Origin of the sequence: Bacillus cereus group sp. MYBK108-1, assembly GCF_051917185.1 — a bacterium.
GTDB classification, from domain to species: Bacteria; Bacillota; Bacilli; order Bacillales; family Bacillaceae_G; genus Bacillus_A; species Bacillus_A cereus.
This window is the reverse complement of sequence record NZ_JBQAHZ010000010.1, coordinates 52,546-67,579: the sequence shown is the minus strand read 5'-3', so window position 1 is coordinate 67,579 and position 15,034 is coordinate 52,546. Positions and strand designations below refer to the sequence as shown.

Genomic DNA, 15,034 nt, shown 5'->3' with positions numbered 1-15,034 from the left:
CACAGTTAATTACTATTTTAGCTAAGTGATAGATTACATTTTATGAGTACGAGAAAGTCTTTTTATAAGTTTAGGAAGGACAGAAGTTAATTCCTGTTTCATACGCTTCGTAAACGAGGGGTCCATACCTGAAGTCGAAATAGTGACAACATATTCATCATTTCGTATGACGCCAGGTGTGTGAAACGATGATGCTGTACCATCACTTACAACGTTAACCCACTGGAAATCATGAGCGGCCTGTTTGACCATCATATTTACAGCATGTTGATTTGTAGCTGCATAAATAAGATGAGCATCTTTAATATCATCATTACTAAAAGTTTTTTGCTTCCAAGTAATATAAGAAAGTTCCTTCATTTCCTCGCAAATTTCTGGGCTGACAACAGTGACGAAAGCACCTGTATTTTTTAATCCAGACGCTTTTCGATATGCAATTTTACCTCCACCAATGATAACGACCACTTTATTTTGTAGATTAAACATAAGAGGGTACATGTTATACATATATGCATTCCTCCATTCGTTCTAATAATGTTAACTTCATGTATGTATCAAACTGAAGACAGTTACAAGTCGTAACGTGATCATATTTTTTTGTATGCAATTTAATTTTTTGAAGTAATAATCCGGTAAAGAGAAGGTACGGCATGACATATACATGGGACGCAGTCGATGTTATAGTCTTTAGCTCAGCAGTAAAAGAGGGCGTTCCTTTCGTTAAAAAGGAGCATGATACTGGTAGACTGAGTTTTTGTTCGACAGCTGCTCCGATTTGTTGTAACTCATGTATCGGCTGAAAATCACTACTACCTCTCCCTACGAGTAAAACACTACTACCTTGCATTGGCATAGTTTCACGTATTCTTTTCACTACAAGTTCAACCATATGCGGATGCGTACTAAAAGGTTGTACAACTGAAAATGAGATATGTGGATATTGATTTTTCATTTTCGCTATCTCCAAAGGAATATCACGTTTATAGTGAGCTGCTGCAAATAATAAAACAGGTACAATCATTATTTCAGTTACTCCCTCTATTATCGTTTCTGTAACTGCATCCGAAATAGTAGGTGTCGTTAGTTCTAGAAAAGCTATTTTTTGAATTCTTTCGTTTCGCTCTTTCATAACAGATTGAATAAATTGAATGAATTGTTCATTACCTTCTTGTAGCCGGCTTCCATGTCCAACATATACAATTCCTTTCATTGTCTCACCATGTCTTTCTTCATAAGAGTTTCTTGTAATTGATGATCTACGTTATGAAACCCAACTTTATTTGCATAGTGTAAAGTTGGAACGTCGGTATACGAGAATGGGAGAGTAAGAATATTGATAAAGCCAAGGCGTTTTATTTCTGCTAGAAACGTATCAATAGAAGCACGACCTTCAAATACAATGCTATCCCATGAGAATTCAGAAAGAATACGTGAATGAATTTCATCGAAGCGATGATCAATTGTGTACTCATGAGTCATCATATAGGAACCAGCACCAATTTTTTCTTGAATAACAGCAATTCGGTTAATGTTTCGTCCTAAATAAATCGTTGAATTCGAAGAAAATTGCGCAGGTTTACTGAACAATCCATATTGCATGAGCTTTTCTTGAATAGAAAGGTTCATATACTGAAGTCCTGCCTGTAAGGAACGAATATCTTTATGATATTTACTGCATGATTGCATTAAGATGTCTACACTGTCAGCGGAACAAAATACAAGACGATCAACGTTAAAAATCTTATTGATTTGTTCAGAGGTTACTGTGTATTCTTTCTTTTTGAAAGTTGGAATTTGATATATTTCTGCACCGGACTCTTGTAACTTTTGCTTTATTGCGCTTTTTTTATTTGTTGCAGCTGCAAATAAAACTTTCTTGCCGTGCAATGGTTTACGTTCTTTCCAAGAGATTTGATTCCGCAAAGTAACAACATCACCAACAATTGTCATAGAAGGATTAGAAATATTTTCGTTTTTGACAATAGAAACAATGGTAGACAGTGTCCCTGTGACAACGCGCTGTTTACCAGTTGTACCCCATTCAATGACTGCTACTGGCGTATCTTCTTTTTTTCCTGCTTGTAGTAAGTTTTCACAAATTGTAGGTAAGTTTTTTATACCCATGTAGTAGGCAATCGTGTCGCTATTGTGAGATGAATTATATTTTCCATGATCGGTTAAGGGACCTTTTGCATGTCCGGTTAATAAAGTGACACTATTACTGTAGTCACGGTGGGTGAGGGGAATACCTGCATAGCTACTAGCGGCGATGCTAGATGTAATGCCTGGTACAATTTCATATGGAATATTTGCTGCTGCTAAAGTTTCTGCTTCTTCACCAACACGGCCAAAAATAGATGGATCTCCGCCTTTTAATCGGACAACAATTTTGCCCTCTTTCGCAAATTGAAGAAGGTGTGCGTTAATTATTTCTTGTCGCATAATATGATTCTTTGGCATTTTTCCGCAATACATAAGTTCACATGTTTGTTTTGTATAGCTAAGAAAGAAAGGGTTTAGTAAACGGTCATATAAAACAATATCTGCACGTTTTAAACACTCTATCGCTTTTTTTGTAATAAGCCCTTCATCACCTGGTCCTGCACCAACTAAATATACATATCCGTTCATAATTGCACCTCATCAATTTTTATTTAAAAGGAAGCCAGAGGAGGCTTCCTTTCGAAAATTACATGTATAAATAAATGTCACCGTCAATAACTTCTACTTCGTATGTTTGAATACAGCCGTCATCAGGTTTTTGAACTTCACCTGTTAGTAGTGAGATTTTCCAATCATGCAGTGGACAAAAGACGAATTCTCCAGACACAATCCCTTCTGCTAACGGTCCGTTTTTATGAGGACAACGATTTTCTACAGCTCGAATATCGCCATTTGAAAGGCGGAATAGGGCGATAGACATACCTTTCATTTGCACTTCTTTACCGATTTGAATAGCAAGATCTTCCGCACGCATAACTTTTATTTTTTCTTTCGTGTGTATCATTTAGATCACAGCTCCTTATTTCACAGTTTCTACTTCATACATCGCTTTTAATGATTTCGTTTCTAGTGCTTGTCCCCATGCTTCCGTATATGTTCTACGAGCTGTTTGGAAACGTTCATTTAACGTAGTAACCATACTTGCATCTTGTAGTATTTCTTTTATGTGATCGAAGCCTAAACGTTCTGTCCAGTAGGCGGTACGCTCTCCGTAAATACCAGTTTCACGATAATATTGCATGTAAGCTGCAGCGATGCGAAGGACATCATCTTCAGTAGGGACAATCATTACAAAATCAGCTTCACGTACTTCTGTACCACCATTTCCGCCAATATAAAGTTGGTATCCATTTTCGACACAAACAACGCCAAAATCTTTCGTCAGTACTTCCGCACAGTTACGCGGACAGCCCGTTACACCCATCTTCATTTTATGAGGTGTATCTACCATTTCTAATGATTGTTCAAGGAGCATACCAAGTCCTAATGAATCTTTCGTACCGAAACGGCAGAAGCGAGAACCAACACATGATTTTACATTACGAAGCGATTTTGAATATGCATATCCCGAAGTCATATGTAAGTCAGCCCATATGTTAGGTAAATCTTGTTTCTTAACACCATATAAGCCGATTCGGCTTGCACCTGTAATTTTCACAAGAGGAACATCGTACTTTTTCGCAACTTCAGCAATTTTCATTAAATCATCAGCTGTTGTAACGCCTCCGTACATACGTGGAATAACAGAGAATGTACCATCGTGCTGGATGTTACCATTCATTCTTTCATTAACGAAACGGGACGATTTATCATCTTCATATTCTTCTGGAATCGCCATACGTAAATAGTAGTTTAAAGCAGGGCGGCATTTCGAACAGCCGTCTTCATGTGCAAAACCAAGAACATTTCGTACTTCTTTTGGAGATTTTAAGCCTTTCTCGTGAATGGCTGCTACGACTTCATCACGGGATAAAGGTGTACATCCACACATACCGGCAGATTGCGCTGAGGCATCAAAAGCATCTCCAAGTGTATGAGATAAAACTTGTTCCACAAGTGGACGACATTTACCACAAGAACCTGCGGCTTTCGTACAGCCTTTAACTTCTTCAAAAGTCGTTAACTCTTGTTCTAAAATGGCGTGAACGATTGAACCTTTCGTAACACCATTACATCCACAAATCGTGTCATCCGCACTCATTGTAGCAACGTCAAATTCACTTTCTTCACCAGCTTTGTGAAGAAGGGAAGCTGGTGTATATTCTTGTATATCTTCTTCCTTCTTTAACATGCTAAAGAGGCGTGTACCGTCAGCTGTGTCACCATATAAAACGATACCGACGACTTTATTATCACGAATTAATACTTTTTTATAGGAACGTTTACATTCATCAAAGATGGATATTGCTTTCGTTTGATCATCTTCATAAATTTGACCAGCAGAGAATAAATCACAACCAGCAACTTTTAATTGCGTACCGACGATACTGCCCGAATATCCATCAGTTTGTAAATTTGTTATATGTTTTGCTAATATCGCACCTTGTTCATAAAGAGGAGCAACAAGTCCATATGCGATACCGTCATGCTCTGCACATTCTCCAACTGCATAAATGGACTCATCATTTGTTAGCATATAGTCATTGACTACAATACCGCGATTTACAATTAAACCAGCATCTTTTGCTATTTGCGTATTTGGGCGTATTCCGACAGCCATTACGATTAAATCACAATCTACAACTTCACCATCTTCAAATTGAATGCCCTCAACATGGTCTGTACCAAGAATTTTTACAGTTTTCTTTTCCATTAGAAATTTCATGCCTTGCGCTTCTAAATCTTCGCGTAATAGAGAAGCTGCTTTCGTATCTAGTTGTTGCTCCATTAAGTTTGGCATTAAATGAACAACATGTACGTCCATCCCTAAGTCAATAAGACCTCTTGCGGCTTCTAAACCAAGTAACCCACCACCAATGACAACAGCCTTTTTCTTTTCATTAGCGGTATCAATCATAAATTGTGTATCTTCAATTGTTCGAAATCCTGTTACACCAGGGAGAGTGGAACCTTCTACAGGCAAAATAAAAGCACTAGAACCTGTTGCGATAATGAGTTTGTCATATGTAAGAGTACAATTCTTTTCTGTAATAATAATTTTTTCTTCTCGGTTAATACTTTGAACTTTTTCATTTGTATATAAAGTTATTTCGTTTCCTTCATACCAACTGTATTCATTCATAATGATATCTTGCATATTTGTTTTGCCTTGTAAAACATGAGAGAGCATAATACGGTTGTAGTTTGGATGAGGTTCATCTCCAAAAATAGTAATCTCATATGAATCACTATCATGTTTTAATATTTCTTCCATACAGCGTATGCCAGCCATACCATTTCCGATCATAACTAAACGTTTTTTCATTTTCGTTTCCCCTTTTTCTGTGAAATGTTGAACAAAGGATTATGTTTTTATTATAGAAAATCCAAAAAGGAAGAGATGTGATGTTTATCACATTTTTATAATGATTCACAAATTGTTAAAATTCGGATTTATTCGAGAGGGATGTGTATAGTCTTTACCAAATGAAAGAGCAGGACATAAGTATGTATACTCATGTCCTGCTCTTTATTTATGCTCTCGTAATGGCACGTGGAAATAAAATATTATTTTCTAAATGAATGTGCTCAAATAAATCAGACTCTAGCGCTTCAAGACGTTGGTAAACAAGTCGATAAGTACCGCAAGCTCCTTCTGGAGGAGTAAAGTCATTTGTAACTTTACGAAGTTCTTTAATAATGTTGCCTGCGTGGTTATGTTCATTTTCCAACTCATCTACTATTTTACGTAATTTCACATAGTTTTCGTCAATTGGATTTTGTTCAAATTCTAAAATTAATGGGAAATCTTCTGTTTCTTCTTTAATTAAATGCTGTTCTAATTCCATCTTTAATTCGTGAAATAGCTTATGAATTTGAGCTAAGTGAGGCTGACTTGCTCCGTGGACGCGTAATACTTTCGTCACATACGGACTTAACTGTGGTAATTCTTCATTTAAATAGCGATGATGCTTATTTATAACATAATCAATCAATTCACGATAAGAAGCATTTTTCCAATCAATTTCAGATTCATTTAATCGTTTCGTATTATGATAAAGCGTATTTAATTCTGTAAGTACTTCTGTTGCTGATAAATTTCTTTCATCAATTGCATCAATAAGTGGTTTATTACCACCACAACAAAAGTCTATTCTATATGATTTAAAAAGATTACTAGCTTTTGGAAATTGTGTAACAATCTCACCGACAATAGAAGTTTCAGTAAATGTATGTTCCATATGAATGCCTCCATAAAGTTTGAATGTAATATCTAAATTAAGAATAGCAATAAATGAAAAACAATGTGGTGATTGAAATCACTTATAATGTGTCAATTTTAAGGATAATCAAATGAGTTTTATAAAAGGAAGAGGGAGAGGGAATTCGTCATAATAGTTTCTGATAATAAAAAAGAAGCTTACTAGAAGCTTCTTTTTTACTACTATTTTTCACATGCAACTCCATCGCCATCACGATCAAGATGTGAGTCATAACCTGGTTGTCCTTTATATAGAGGAGCTTTCCCGGCAGCTCTAACTGCGGCACAATTTTTGTAATATGCACTACTAGTATTTCCTGAAGCAGGTTGTGTTTGAGCTTGCTGTGCTTTTTGCTCTTCTTGTTGCTTACGAGCTTGTTCATCAGCCTGACGTTTTTGCTCTTCTTGTTGCTTACGAGCTTGCTCATCAGCTAAGCGTTTTTGCTCTTCTTGTTGCTTACGAGCTTGCTCATCAGCTAGGCGTTTTTGCTCTTCTTGTTGTTTACGAGCTTGTTCATCGGCTAGACGTTTTTGCTCTTCTTGTTGTTTACGGGCTTGTTCATCAGCCTGACGTTTTTCACCCTCTTGCTTACGAGCTTGTTCATCGGCTAGACGCTTCTCATCTTCTTGCTTTTGAGTTTTTTCGTCCGCCTCTTTTTTCTTTTCGCTATCTTTCTGTTCTTCATTGTTAGAAGCAACTTTTGTACTAGTTGCTGTCGTTTTTTCAGAAGAAGAATCTGAAATACCTGATAGCGCAACAAAAATGACAAATAATACGGCTGTAATAATAAATTGTTTTTTCGCTACACCTGTTTTCTTAATAACAGATAAGATTGCTAGAACAAGGAAGAATATAAATAGAATGAAACTTAAAGTAGAAAAAAACTCGACGACGGGGTGTTCCGATTTTGTTGTACTGGCCGTTATTAATATAATAGAAATCATAAAAAGAATAACGGTAGGACGTCCATATTGTTTTGCTTTTCCATTTTTCTTAAAGAATGAAATAATACATAAGATTAAAAGAATAAAAGCAATAAAAAATAAAGCTGCACCAATATTACTTAAAATCGTCATTTTCATACCTCAATTTGTAAGATTCTTCTTATTGATTATATAGGAACTTATTGGATATTACACGTTTTATATAAATTTAGAAAGTTAATATTTTTACTAGACTTATAAACATTTATTTTGTATATAAGGAAAAATAGATATATTTCCTATTACGTTTTGAAAGAGATTTCATAAATTATAGTATATCGATTGAAAGGAGGAGATTTGAATGGAATTTCAATTGTTGGTAACTTGTATATTACAAGAAGGTAATGCTTACTTTTTAGTAACGAAGGTAGACGATGTTATTACGTTAAAAGTACCGATTACTGCGGGAGTAGCAGGTTTATTTTTAGCTTTAGGTGTACCAAGATGTTCTTAATTTAAATCTCTATAGTAGAAGGGGAAGGGACATGCCTTCCTTTTCTACTATTACATAATATAATTATGTAAACTTAAATATCATATTTGTGATAGCACGTTTGAAATGGACATGCATATACTATAATGTTTCATTGGATGTTAGCGGTGAAAGGTAGTTTTAATAAGTGCATCCAGTGATGTTTTTAAGTTATGAAAATAAAAGAGGTGCTATTATATATGAAAAGAAAAACATTTGATATTCCAATTACATTGCGAAGAGAGTGGTTTTTACTAGAGTTAGCTTATTTAACGAAAAAATATGGAATTGAAATTGCAACTAGCAAAATGGATGCTGCACCGTTTTTAAGAGATCAAGTTACAGAATCAAAGATAGGGAAAGGGTTACAATACGATAAATATGATGATGAATATATAATTGAAAATTAAAGGGTAACAACAAAATTAAATTAATTTATAACAAAGTATAAAATAAAGCAGATTCTAAATATAGAATCTGCTTTATTATGAAGTACTTGTAGTTAACTAACCTCTTTCTAGTGTTTTTCCTACATATTTCTCTTGCGTTATTCCAAAAGATTCACGAAGAATGCGAGCATAATCTTTAGATTCTATTGGTCGTTTATTTTTAGTGCCTTTAAAGGTTTCTGTATAATTTTTATTTGTTAATGATATGTGACCATAAGTAGTTAATTTACAAGTGATAGCCCCTTTATTAAAAGGAGATTCTTTATGCTCTACAATCACTTTTTGAATGTTATTCACTTTTTTCTCATCTATTGGATCTACAGTGAAAGCATAGCCTATTTTCCATTCATTTGAAGGTTCAGATTGTAAGAAACTTGTAGATTCTCCGTTAGCTCCTTTTCTCATTTCTAAAATATGCGTACCTTTTTGAGTATTTCGCTTACGAATTCGATAGTCTCCTGTTTGAGAGGAGATGACTTCTCCGTTAAAAGGGACTGGATGTAAAGGGAGATGAGATGCAAAACCTGCATCCACAACATAATCTTTACCCTCATGGCTTAATATGATAATGACATGACCATCATCGGGTTTCCATTTATTATCGTACAGATCATAAACAGTACCGGCTACTTTGTATACTTGAAACCCACAATCAATTAAAAAATAATACAATAAGGAGTTTAATTCATAACAAAGTCCACCTCGTTTTTGAATAAGTAACTTTTCTATTAAGTTATCTTTTGAGATATTTTTAATAGTACCAGCCATAATATCAAGATTTTCATAGGGGAGAATCATTCCCATTTTTAAGAGAATTTCATCTAAATCATCAAATGTTATTTCTTTTGCAGGAATTTTTAAGCGTTTAAAAAACTCCTTTTGTAAATTGGTCATCATAAAGTATTCTCCTTTCTTTTTACAGAATTTTCTTCTGCTCACCGATAGGTTAGTACTTCTAAAAAGTTAATTCAAGTGCGCGGAAATTATCATAATATATGTTTCTAGAAATGTGATTTTCTATTCTGAAATTTCAGTTTAATTTTTAATCGTAGGAAAGTCTTATAATATAAGCTCCTTTAAAATTAGTTTGTATTTAATGAAAAGAAAGTACATATCTTTATTATATTTTTAAATAACTAACTAGTAATAAAATGTTTTTTCACTAAAATTTTTTCAAGATTTGTATGCTTTATATAAACAATATTGATTTAAAAAATATCTGGATGTAGCTAAGTTAACAATTATTGAGAAACTTTTTTGTCGTATTCTATCAAAAGGAAGAGGTAGAAACAAAGAGAATAACGAGAGTTAAGGAAGAGGGTATACAACTAGTAACCTTCTAAAAATAGGGCTAACATCTTTTTAAAATAAAAGATTAGCTATTATTAAGGAAGGGAAAATATAAAATATTATAAAGAACACCTTCTTTCAAAAAAATAGGGGGAGTAATATGCGACTGATGAGAAGATGCGTGGCCTTACTAATTGTATTTTTTATCATGGCTCCAACGATTAGCACAAATGTACAGGCAGAAGTTGTAAAAGAGCTTGGAAAGGGGTTTCCTGATACAGAAGTATTCACACCTGGAGAATGGTTTTTAGGCCAAAAACCTGCTAATTATGATGAGAATAAACCGCCAATTCTCTTTGTACAAGGAAGAAATGGTAATGCTGATAGTTGGTATGGAAAGACAGTATATCATGATATAAATGATATGTATGATTATGCTTTAAAAGCAGGCTATCAAACAGTGTTTATACAATTGTATGATGCAGCGGGGAAAGGTTCGGCTAGTCAGTGGGATAACGGAAAATTGTTGGCACAAAAACTTGAAGAAATATATAATCATTTCGGTAAGAAAGTTAATATTGTAGCGCATAGTAAAGGTGGAATTGATACACAAGCTGCATTAGTTGAATATGGTGCGAATCGATTTGTTGGAAATGTTATTACACTTGCTACACCGCATCACGGCTCAAATTTAGCAGATTTGTCATATAGTTGGTGGGCAGGGTGGCTTGCTTCTATATTAGGTCAAAAAGATGATGGTACGTACTCGTTACAAATAGGTGAAATGGCAAAGTTTCGTTCAATAATAGATAACAACCCAGCAGCTAAATTAAACCGTTACTATACGGCTACTGGAACTAGCTGGGGGCCAACATTTTCTGCATTATCTATGGGTGGGTTATATTTATCATCGTACGGTTCAAATGATGGACTAGTAAATGAATGGAGTGCCAAGCTATCGTACGGTACACATTTATTTACAGATTCCAGATTTGATCATGACAATATAAGAAAAGGATCAGCTGTTTTTGCACGAATTGAACCATATTTACGTACGACAAATGTGGGATTACCAGCTTTAGTAGCATCCAGCACTAGTTCAAATGAAAATCTAGAACAATTAAATACAACTTCAAATCAAAATATTTTAGGAGGCGAATTACCACAAAATCAGTGGATAGAGCAAAGTATTTCTGTTGATAAAAAGGCTGAAGGAATAGTTTCTGTACTAACTGCTTCTTCTGATGTTGAAGTACAAATGGTATCTCCAAAAGGAAAAATCTATGCAAATAAAGATAGCGCTATAACTACTAGTGAAGGCGAATCTTTCTTTAATGGGGCGACAATTAGAACATTTAAGTTTGATAAATTGGAAGTAGGCGAATGGAAAATCAAAATGATGGCGAAGCAGTCGAAAGATGCATATTTAGTTGTAAGCGATTACAAGGATGGCGCGCCATTTGTTCTTCAAATGCCTACAAAAGTTAAAGTAAATAAACCTGAGTATAAACTGAAAAAATCACCTGTAGCACCTGAAATGAAAGGGGATCTTTCCATAACAGTAAGAGTCGTTAATAAAGAAGGTAAGTTAGTCTCTGAATTTAATGAATTACAAAATGTTAATACGAATACATTTACAGGTGCTTTGAAAGATATAAAACAACCGGGAGTATATAACGTTACGATGGATATAAAAGGGATGAATAAAGAAGGAAAATCATATAATCGTACGATTGTTAAGTCGGTTTATGTAGAGAAATAAGGAAGAATAAATAAGTATAATAAAAAAGTGCAGAAATCTTGTGTTAGAAAGAATTCTGCACTTTTTTTGCGTGATGAAAGATAATAAAAGTCGAAGAAAACTGTTATTCAATAAAAAAAGATGCTGAAATAGCATCTGAATGTAAAGAAATAATATTAACTTAGTTTTGTAACTGTTAATTCAACTGAATTTATACCATTGTCACAAGTTACAATACTTTGACGATTAAAACCACTATTATTTCTAAGTTGAAGAGTTGAATTAGCAGGCACTGTAACAATCGTTTCGCCAACGAGTTGAAGACATTCGTTATTTGATGAAGTATTCATTTGAATAGCGAAGTCACCTTGACTATTAGCAAGTGGATTATTATTTAAAAATATGGTTATGACTGGGATATGTGGAAATACAGGATTTAAAGTAGTATTAATACTGGAAATGAACGAAACTCTATAATCACCAGCTTGTCTAAAGTGTATAGTAGTGGGATTTAGTAAGGAAACGCCTCCTGCTAAAGGTCCAACGTGATTAAATGGAAAAGGATCGCCAAAAGGAACAGTTATAAATTCAGTTTGCCAAAAAGTTCCGTATGCAGGACAGCTTCGTTTATGTGAATGGTCACATGAACATTTTTTATACGAGTTTGAAGAATGATAGTATGAACCCAATATATTACCTCCTATTCTTAATAAATTTAAACCACATAGTAGTTTATGAAGGTGAATCACAATTGGCGTGTATGCTTGTACTATAAAAGGAGATAGATGTGGAATATAAAGTGGTCAAATGATGAAATGTAGTATTTGGGTATTACCTGTAACACCTTTTGAAGATGATAAGGTTCATAATTTGATAGAAAAATAAATGGAATTTCTAAATAGATTGAAGTAATGAGGAAACGTTTATCCCGCTATTTTCCGAGCAGTAAGACTCCCATCTCAAAATTCAGCGAAAGCAAAGAAGTTAGGTGGGGATGAACAAAACCCCCACTCATTAAAGTTTCACTTTACTATATTAATTTCGTCTGACAAACAGCAATATTATCTTTCGCTGTATGGATGTTATCATTTGGTGAAGTTATGGCATTTAACTGTATGTATATTAGGTTATTCAGTTTATTTTTTTATTTGCGTAGCTGAGCAGGAAGAAGTCAGAAAATATAGAATAATGTACATATGAAGCATCGTTTGTTTTTGGTGTGAATAGTAATTAAAGATACGCTAAAATATTTAAAATTGTAACGAAAGAGAGATTAAATAATAGAGGGAGCAACTTACATGGAAAATATATTAAAGGTATCTTCAAAATCAAGCCCAAATTCAGTCGCGGGTGCAATAGCGGGTGTACTAAGAACAAGTGGTAATGTGGAAATTCAAGCGATTGGGGCTGGAGCTATAAATCAAGCGATTAAAGCAATTGCGATTGCAAGAGGGTTCGTCGCTCCAAGTGGTATTGACTTAGCCTTCGTACCAGCATTTCAAGAGATTTCTATCAATAATGAAGAAAGAACAGCGATTAAATTAATTGTAGGCCCTAGAAAGAAAAGGTCTTAGTAGAAGAGAGTGTTACTATAAGGGGAAAAGACCAATAGACTTCCCATGTTAGATACGTTATTTTATGTAACCGATTCTTGGGTGTGGACATGGCATTATGCCGGACGCATGTCTGTTAAGTTCTCCTTAAACTTAGCGAGTGTTCTAGATACTTAAAAATGCCAAATCCTTTGTGATATAAGGGATTTGGCATTTTTGATGTTTTTAAAAATAAACAACCCTAAAACTGCTCATTTAGAAGATTTAGTTTTAGTAGCGGCCATTGAACGTTTTTATGATAGTTTACCTGATAAATAGAAGAGTTTACCAATGAAAAGTAACTGGGGGATTCAAAAAATGAATCAAACTATTTTAGAGAAAGTCCTAAAATTTCGGGATGATAGGAACTGGAAGCAGTTCCACAATCCTAAAGATTTAGCTATTTCTCTTTCTTTAGAGGCGAGTGAGTTGTTGGAGAATTTTCAGTGGAAAAGCAGTGAGGAAGCTGTAGAAACAAAAAAAGAAGACATGAAAGATGAGTTGGCAGATCAATTGGATATTGACTTAGAAGAGATTATTATAAACAAAATAGAAAAAATAATAAAAAATATCCAGTAGAGAAATCTCGAGACTCTAAAAAGAAATATAATGAAATTTAAAAAAGGTGGAATTAAATATGTTATATCTTTTTACTGCAAGTAAAGATAGTGCTATAAAAAATTTGGAAGCTACTATTGAAAAAACATATCCTATTTCTACATGTTTAGCAGATTTAGATGCCGATACAGTAACTAAACTTAAAGATAATGAATTACATGAGAATGTATGTATGTGGGGAGCAACTCCTGGTTCTTCAAATGTTGATAGATGGGAAAAGTTAAAAGAGGGTGACGGGATTTTAGCATATTCTAAAGGGGAATTTAAGTTTTTCGGGACAATTTTTGCTAAGACTCATAACCCAGATGTGGCTAGAAAAATTTAGAAAACAAACGATAATGATGAAACTTGGGAATACATCTATTTTATTAAGGACCTAAAACCTGTAAACATTAAAGCAATCGAATTCGCAGCTTTCTTTGGCTACAAATTGAACCATACACCACAAGGATTTACTAATATTGATTCGGATTTTAGTAAAGTAAAGATTGCAGAAGAAGAGAAATCGGAAAATCGAAAAAAACTAAAATGGAATCTGGTAGGGAAGTATGGCCTCGTGATCCGAAAAAAGCTAAACAAGCTATTAAACAGGCAGAATTTAAATGTGAAATAGATGACACACATGAAACATTTGTATCGGGAGCCAGCCGAAAAAATTATATGGAGGCCCATCATCTAATACCGTTAAGAATGCAACATGATTTTGAAAATAGTTTAGATGTTGTTGGAAATATAGTTAGTATATGTCCGAACTGTCATAGGTTGATTCATTATGGAAGAGACAAAGATAAGAAAAAAGTTTTAGAACTTCTCTTTGAATAAAGAAAAGATTCTTTGAAGAAGTTCGGTATTGAGGTATTTCTCAAAGAGCTATTTGGATACTATGGAATTCTAAAATAAGAATATTCATAGCTATAGGGAAGGTAGAATGTTTCATACTTAAACATAGGTATTATTGTGATGGAAATTTAAATTTCGTCTTTTGAAAGTATCAATAATTTGTATTATTTTTATAGGGTTATATATTTTTCTTTTGCTCTGCTGTATAGCAGAGCTCTTTTTTTGTCGTACAAAAGCCACCTATATATGTGAAGTGCACCCCAATTGTTAGGCTGTGTCTAACAATTGGGGTGCACTTCAGTCCTGTCGGGCGGCTTCTTTTAATTTATATTCACCAAGTCATCAAACTTAAACTTAGTATTCAAACCAAAAGCATCTGTACAATATATAGTTTTCGTCATCGGTTCAATATGTAATACATTTATGTACATGTCTTGCACCATTCCATCACGATAGTATGAGATATGTATTTCTTCTTCCTCGTGAAAAGATTGCATTAACGCTCTTTCTATTCGTTCCATAGTATCTTGTGTTAAAAAAGGTTTAGGTACTTTATATTGTTCCTCAAACATTCTATGTATTTCCTCGTATTGCTCCGGTATTGAAGCAAACGGATTCCATTTCACCATACCTCTTCCACGTACTACAGGAAAGCCGTTATATTCCATGATGTAATACCTCACT

17 protein-coding genes are annotated in these 15,034 nt (G+C 34.2%); 7 read left to right on the top strand and 10 right to left on the bottom strand.

Annotated features, from left to right (window positions below):
• Positions 1 to 33: 33 nt before the first annotated feature.
• The 7 genes from ACTFSL_RS15810 to ACTFSL_RS15780 form a co-directional block, all read right to left on the bottom strand.
• Entirely contained in the window at positions 34 to 507 is a 474-nt protein-coding gene (locus tag ACTFSL_RS15810; protein WP_440042018.1) for a precorrin-2 dehydrogenase, read from the bottom strand.
• Complete coding sequence (locus ACTFSL_RS15805) at positions 500 to 1,210, bottom strand: sirohydrochlorin chelatase (protein ID WP_440042017.1); 711 nt, start codon at positions 1,208 to 1,210, stop codon at positions 500 to 502. Before ACTFSL_RS15805 ends, ACTFSL_RS15810 begins: the two co-directional genes overlap by 8 nt.
• On the bottom strand, positions 1,207 to 2,631 hold the full coding sequence (locus ACTFSL_RS15800; protein ID WP_440042016.1) for a uroporphyrin-III C-methyltransferase: 1,425 nt from the start codon (positions 2,629 to 2,631) through the stop codon (positions 1,207 to 1,209). Before ACTFSL_RS15800 ends, ACTFSL_RS15805 begins: the two co-directional genes overlap by 4 nt.
• Positions 2,632 to 2,689: 58 nt before the next feature.
• On the bottom strand, positions 2,690 to 3,007 hold the full coding sequence (nirD, locus tag ACTFSL_RS15795) for a nitrite reductase small subunit NirD (RefSeq protein ID WP_000581982.1): 318 nt from the start codon (positions 3,005 to 3,007) through the stop codon (positions 2,690 to 2,692).
• Between the two features lie 15 nt (positions 3,008 to 3,022).
• Complete coding sequence (gene nirB / locus ACTFSL_RS15790; protein ID WP_440042015.1) at positions 3,023 to 5,428, bottom strand: NADPH-nitrite reductase large subunit; 2,406 nt, start codon at positions 5,426 to 5,428, stop codon at positions 3,023 to 3,025.
• A gap of 208 nt (positions 5,429 to 5,636) precedes the next feature.
• On the bottom strand, positions 5,637 to 6,344 hold the full coding sequence (gene ric, locus ACTFSL_RS15785; RefSeq protein ID WP_017673375.1) for an iron-sulfur cluster repair di-iron protein: 708 nt from the start codon (positions 6,342 to 6,344) through the stop codon (positions 5,637 to 5,639).
• Positions 6,345 to 6,547: 203 nt separating this feature from the next.
• Positions 6,548 to 7,441 carry an excalibur calcium-binding domain-containing protein gene (locus tag ACTFSL_RS15780; RefSeq protein WP_440042014.1) on the bottom strand — a complete coding sequence of 298 codons (894 nt, stop codon included), beginning with the start codon at positions 7,439 to 7,441 and terminating at the stop codon, positions 6,548 to 6,550.
• Positions 7,442 to 7,649: 208 nt separating this feature from the next.
• Between ACTFSL_RS15780 and exsG the strand changes: the two genes are divergently transcribed.
• Together exsG and ACTFSL_RS15770 are read left to right on the top strand one after the other, a co-directional pair.
• Complete coding sequence (gene exsG, locus ACTFSL_RS15775) at positions 7,650 to 7,802, top strand: exosporium protein ExsG (RefSeq protein ID WP_000395679.1); 153 nt, start codon at positions 7,650 to 7,652, stop codon at positions 7,800 to 7,802.
• A 218-nt stretch (positions 7,803 to 8,020) separates the two neighbouring features.
• On the top strand, positions 8,021 to 8,230 hold the full coding sequence (locus tag ACTFSL_RS15770) for a hypothetical protein (protein WP_440042012.1): 210 nt from the start codon (positions 8,021 to 8,023) through the stop codon (positions 8,228 to 8,230).
• 96 nt (positions 8,231 to 8,326) lie between these two features.
• On the opposite strand, the gene ACTFSL_RS15765 is transcribed toward ACTFSL_RS15770, so the two are convergent.
• Positions 8,327 to 9,166, bottom strand: coding sequence for an arylamine N-acetyltransferase family protein (locus ACTFSL_RS15765; RefSeq protein WP_440042010.1), 840 nt, complete (start codon positions 9,164 to 9,166; stop codon positions 8,327 to 8,329).
• Positions 9,167 to 9,719: 553 nt separating this feature from the next.
• Between ACTFSL_RS15765 and ACTFSL_RS15760 the strand changes: the two genes are divergently transcribed.
• Positions 9,720 to 11,321, top strand: coding sequence for an esterase/lipase family protein (locus ACTFSL_RS15760; RefSeq protein ID WP_001238704.1), 1,602 nt, complete (start codon positions 9,720 to 9,722; stop codon positions 11,319 to 11,321).
• 155 nt (positions 11,322 to 11,476) lie between these two features.
• Here the strand turns inward: ACTFSL_RS15760 and ACTFSL_RS15755 are convergent, their stop codons facing one another.
• The gene (locus tag ACTFSL_RS15755; protein WP_322375408.1) at positions 11,477 to 11,989 is read right to left on the bottom strand and encodes a preprotein translocase; all 513 of its coding nucleotides are present in this window, start codon (positions 11,987 to 11,989) and stop codon (positions 11,477 to 11,479) included.
• Between the two features lie 609 nt (positions 11,990 to 12,598).
• On the opposite strand from ACTFSL_RS15755, the gene ACTFSL_RS15750 reads away from it, so the two are divergent.
• From ACTFSL_RS15750 to ACTFSL_RS15735, 4 genes are all read left to right on the top strand, one after another.
• Positions 12,599 to 12,874, top strand: coding sequence for a stage V sporulation protein S (locus tag ACTFSL_RS15750; protein WP_000427801.1), 276 nt, complete (start codon positions 12,599 to 12,601; stop codon positions 12,872 to 12,874).
• A 309-nt stretch (positions 12,875 to 13,183) separates the two neighbouring features.
• Positions 13,184 to 13,471: a hypothetical protein gene (locus tag ACTFSL_RS15745; protein WP_002025705.1), complete on the top strand. Its 288-nt coding sequence runs from the start codon at positions 13,184 to 13,186 to the stop codon at positions 13,469 to 13,471.
• Positions 13,472 to 13,529: 58 nt separating this feature from the next.
• Entirely contained in the window at positions 13,530 to 13,835 is a 306-nt protein-coding gene (locus tag ACTFSL_RS15740; RefSeq protein WP_000966109.1) for a hypothetical protein, read from the top strand.
• A gap of 203 nt (positions 13,836 to 14,038) precedes the next feature.
• Complete coding sequence (locus tag ACTFSL_RS15735; protein ID WP_119683259.1) at positions 14,039 to 14,332, top strand: HNH endonuclease; 294 nt, start codon at positions 14,039 to 14,041, stop codon at positions 14,330 to 14,332.
• 338 nt (positions 14,333 to 14,670) lie between these two features.
• On the opposite strand, the gene ACTFSL_RS15730 is transcribed toward ACTFSL_RS15735, so the two are convergent.
• Complete coding sequence (locus ACTFSL_RS15730) at positions 14,671 to 15,018, bottom strand: YolD-like family protein (RefSeq protein ID WP_119683260.1); 348 nt, start codon at positions 15,016 to 15,018, stop codon at positions 14,671 to 14,673.
• Positions 15,019 to 15,034: the final 16 nt, after the last annotated feature.

Bases quoted from the DNA above. Each gene is read 5' to 3' on its own strand.
- exsG (WP_000395679.1), top strand. From the start codon at position 7,650: ATGGAATTTCAATTGTTGGTAACTTGTATATTACAAGAAGGTAATGCT.
- ACTFSL_RS15770 (WP_440042012.1), top strand. From the start codon at position 8,021: ATGAAAAGAAAAACATTTGATATTCCAATTACATTGCGAAGAGAGTGG.
- ACTFSL_RS15780 (WP_440042014.1), bottom strand. From the start codon at position 7,441: ATGACGATTTTAAGTAATATTGGTGCAGCTTTATTTTTTATTGCTTTT.
- ACTFSL_RS15750 (WP_000427801.1), top strand. From the start codon at position 12,599: ATGGAAAATATATTAAAGGTATCTTCAAAATCAAGCCCAAATTCAGTC.
- ACTFSL_RS15805 (WP_440042017.1), bottom strand. From the start codon at position 1,210: ATGAAAGGAATTGTATATGTTGGACATGGAAGCCGGCTACAAGAAGGT.
- ACTFSL_RS15760 (WP_001238704.1), top strand. From the start codon at position 9,720: ATGCGACTGATGAGAAGATGCGTGGCCTTACTAATTGTATTTTTTATC.
- ACTFSL_RS15810 (WP_440042018.1), bottom strand. From the start codon at position 507: ATGTATAACATGTACCCTCTTATGTTTAATCTACAAAATAAAGTGGTC.
- nirD (WP_000581982.1), bottom strand. From the start codon at position 3,007: ATGATACACACGAAAGAAAAAATAAAAGTTATGCGTGCGGAAGATCTT.
- ACTFSL_RS15765 (WP_440042010.1), bottom strand. From the start codon at position 9,166: ATGATGACCAATTTACAAAAGGAGTTTTTTAAACGCTTAAAAATTCCT.
- ACTFSL_RS15740 (WP_000966109.1), top strand. From the start codon at position 13,530: ATGTTATATCTTTTTACTGCAAGTAAAGATAGTGCTATAAAAAATTTG.
- ACTFSL_RS15745 (WP_002025705.1), top strand. From the start codon at position 13,184: ATGAAAAGTAACTGGGGGATTCAAAAAATGAATCAAACTATTTTAGAG.
- ric (WP_017673375.1), bottom strand. From the start codon at position 6,344: ATGGAACATACATTTACTGAAACTTCTATTGTCGGTGAGATTGTTACA.
- ACTFSL_RS15730 (WP_119683260.1), bottom strand. From the start codon at position 15,018: ATGGAATATAACGGCTTTCCTGTAGTACGTGGAAGAGGTATGGTGAAA.
- ACTFSL_RS15735 (WP_119683259.1), top strand. From the start codon at position 14,039: ATGGAATCTGGTAGGGAAGTATGGCCTCGTGATCCGAAAAAAGCTAAA.
- nirB (WP_440042015.1), bottom strand. From the start codon at position 5,428: ATGAAAAAACGTTTAGTTATGATCGGAAATGGTATGGCTGGCATACGC.
- ACTFSL_RS15800 (WP_440042016.1), bottom strand. From the start codon at position 2,631: ATGAACGGATATGTATATTTAGTTGGTGCAGGACCAGGTGATGAAGGG.